Annotated in this window: 4 protein-coding genes; all 4 read left to right on the forward strand. The window is 54.0% G+C overall.

The features are described from left to right. Positions 1–7: 7 nt before the first annotated feature. Entirely contained in the window at positions 8–1063 is a 1056-nt protein-coding gene (gene rsxD / locus KDK14_RS18450) for an electron transport complex subunit RsxD (RefSeq protein WP_373691114.1), read from the forward strand. A 3-nt stretch (positions 1064–1066) separates the two neighbouring features. Next, positions 1067–1777: an electron transport complex subunit RsxG gene (gene rsxG / locus KDK14_RS18455; protein ID WP_257266667.1), complete on the forward strand. Its 711-nt coding sequence runs from the start codon at positions 1067–1069 to the stop codon at positions 1775–1777. Then, positions 1767–2486 carry an electron transport complex subunit E gene (locus tag KDK14_RS18460; protein WP_257266668.1) on the forward strand — a complete coding sequence of 240 codons (720 nt, stop codon included), beginning with the start codon at positions 1767–1769 and terminating at the stop codon, positions 2484–2486. Before rsxG ends, KDK14_RS18460 begins: the two co-directional genes overlap by 11 nt. Positions 2487–2604: 118 nt before the next feature. Next, positions 2605–3252: hypothetical protein (locus KDK14_RS18465; RefSeq protein WP_257266669.1), on the forward strand; the 648-nt coding region annotated here is incomplete at its 3' end.

A 3252-nucleotide genomic window follows, 5' to 3' on the forward strand; every position in this document is an offset into this window, starting at 1 on the left:
ATCATCCATCAGCCAGAGGGGAAGAGAGACCTCACCCCACACGCTGGGAGAGAACAGCACTTCGCGAGTCATGGGTCTGGTGGTCACGGCCACTATGCCCGGCCTGATGGCACAAACGGTCTTTTTTGGCTGGGGTACCCTGATCAATGTGGTCTGGTGTTCCCTGATCGCCATGGGCTGCGAAGCGGCGGTTTTATCCCTGCGGCAACGCTCCGTAAGCTTTTACCTGAATGATTGCAGTGCCCTGGTGGCCGGTTTACTGCTGGGGCTGGCATTGCCGCCCTTTGCCCCTTGGTGGCTATCACTGGTGGCTGTGTCCTTCGCTCTGGTCATTGGCAAACACCTCTATGGTGGCCTGGGCCAGAACCCCTTTAACCCTGCCATGCTGGGCTATGTCCTGGTGCTGATTTCGTTTCCACAGGAAATGACCACCTGGCTGCCACCTCTGGGGCTGGAAGGCCATAACAACAGCCTGACCGATGCGCTGTTCACCATCTTCCCCCCGGGCCAGGGAGTCAGTGTGGATGCCATCAGTATGGCCACCCCACTGGATGTGTTGAGGGAAAACAAAAGCCTGACCATCAATGAGCTGTGGGAGGCCAACCCGGTATTTGATGGCATGGCCGGTCGTGGCTGGCTGTGGGTAAACCTGGCTTATCTGGCCGGCGGTGTCTTTCTGATCTGGCGCAAAGTATTTACCTGGCATGCCCCTGTGGGGATGCTCGGTGCCATTGCGGTGATGGCGACCCTCTTCTGGCAGGGTATCGGGTCAGACAGTCATGGCTCCCCGCTGTTCCACCTGCTCAGTGGTGCCACCATGCTGGGGGCATTTTTTATCATTACCGACCCGGTCAGTGGTGCCACCAGCAACCGTGGACGTCTTATTTTTGGTGCGGGGGTGGGTGTCATGGTCTACGTTATCCGTGCCTGGGGCGGTTACCCGGACGGTGTCGCCTTTGCCACGCTGCTGATGAACATGGCTGCCCCCACCATCGATTATTACACCCAGCCACGGACTTATGGCCATCGCAAGGCCAATAAAGGCCTGCCGAAGAGAGACTGAATAATGAGTGACGGCCAGATTCCTTTAAAAGACACCACCAAGGTCCCCGGCGGGCATGGCCTGCTCCAGAGCATTTTTCGTAATAGTCTGGGCCTTGGTCTGTTTGCGGTATTCACCGTAGGCCTGATTTCCGTGACCTGGGTCAGCACCCATGAGCGGATAGAGACCCAGGTTCGCGCCTATGAAGCGAAAGCTCTGATGGAGATTTTACCGGCGGATACTCACGACAATGCGTTAGTTGATGCAAAAATTCTGCTGGAGCCATCCCACTTACTTTCCAGCCAGGAGCAACGAGAAGCGTATATCGCGCTGGATGATGGCGAGGTCTCTGCGGTCATTCTGCCGGTAACTGCACCGGACGGGTATAGCGGGCGAATCGAGCTGCTGGTGGGCATCCACCGCAATGGCACACTTGCCGGTGTCAGGGCCATTACCCACAAAGAGACGCCGGGGCTGGGCGACAAGATCAACACCAATGTCACCGACTGGATTCTCGGCTTTGCCGGCAAATCCCTGGGTAACCCGATCACCGAAGGCTGGGGAGTAAAAAAAGACGGTGGTGAGTTTGATCAGTTTACCGGTGCCACGATTACGCCAAGGGCGGTTGTCGCCGCCGTTTACCGGGCACTGCAATACTTCGAGGCAAACCGCAATCTATTGTTGGACCCGCTCAGGATGACCGGTATCCGCGAGGAGATTCAATATGGCCAATGAAACCACCAGTCGGGCCGCAAAAATCGCCCTGGACGGTCTCTGGAAAAACAACCCGGCGCTGGTCCAGCTATTGGGCCTCTGTCCTCTGCTGGGGGTTTCCAGCAGTGTAGTGAATGCCCTTGGCCTGGGTATCGCCACCATGCTGGTGGTGATGGGCTCCAACGTTGCTGTCTCTCTTATACGACACCAAGTAAACGACGCTATTCGCCTGCCGGTATTTGTGATGATTATTGCCTCCTTCACCACCTGTATCGAGCTGCTGATGCAGGCCTATACCTATGAACTCTATCGCATACTGGGTATTTTTATTCCGCTGATTGTCACCAACTGCATTATCCTGGGCCGGGCCGATGCCTTTGCCTCCAGAAACCCGGTACTGCCTGCCGCTTTTGATGGTTTGATGATGGGTACGGGCTTTGCGGTGATTCTGGTATTGCTCGGCGCACTGCGGGAGCTGATTGGCCAGGGTACGCTGTTCTCCGGCATGGACCTGCTGCTGGGCCCCATTGCCGCTGACTGGACCATGACGGTGATTGCCAACTACAAGCCGTTCCTGTTTGCCATTCTTCCCCCCGGTGCCTTTGTCTTTATGGGCTTTTTGATTGCCATAAAAAATAGTATTGATCGTCGCCTGGAAGAAAGGAGAAAAAATCTGGCACCGATAACACCAAAAGGAAGTAAGCGGGTCAGGGTTACTGGTAATGTGTGATTATTCTTAATGTTTATTGGGGAACTTATTATCTGATTTACTGTCCATTAAATGAGAATCCAACAGATTATTTGAATTGATCGACAGGCACCCGTTAAATCAGAGGAGAAGTTCTGCAATGTTTCCTGCTCAATCTACCCCCGCAACCTCACCACTAACTGCAACAGGCACAGAAGTTAAAGACGTGAAGGCGAGCGGATCAACTCAGCCTGATGAACTGACGCAACTCCAGAAATGCATTCTGGGCAACGAACGCTTCATCCTCGATGCGGTAAATCTGGCTGAAGTCATGAGCGTTGTCTTTGATAAAAGAGCACCTGATGCCTCGCTGCGGATACCAGGGGATATTGACACGCTACCAGGGCCAGAAAAATACGAAAGTCTGGCTGAAGTCGTCAGGCAGCTTGATATCTATTTCCAGCAAAGCGTCATTCACAGGGATGAGCATGGAATGATAGTTGAGCGCTGGGATGCCACAGCGCAAAAAGCTGCCATTGCAAACCTGAGTGACCCTGCCAAAGAGCGGCTAAGGTCAGCCCTTGCTCCCCTGAAGCCTTCTGATGCAGAACCCCTTGAATTTACTGATGAAACAGCCCTTCTTTTTCCGGGAGCGGCTATTCCCCGAATGCAACTTCGCGCTGAGTTCGCTATTGCCCAAAACAGTGACAAAAAATCCCCCGGACTGCTGTTATGCAATGGTTCATCAAGGCCTTTGGCGAAAATTGACCATCTTAAGAATCTTGATCGCGACGGCGAACTCCAGGAA

It is taken from the genome of Endozoicomonas sp. ONNA2, assembly GCF_024606365.1.
Classification (GTDB): Bacteria; Pseudomonadota; Gammaproteobacteria; order Pseudomonadales; family Endozoicomonadaceae; genus Endozoicomonas.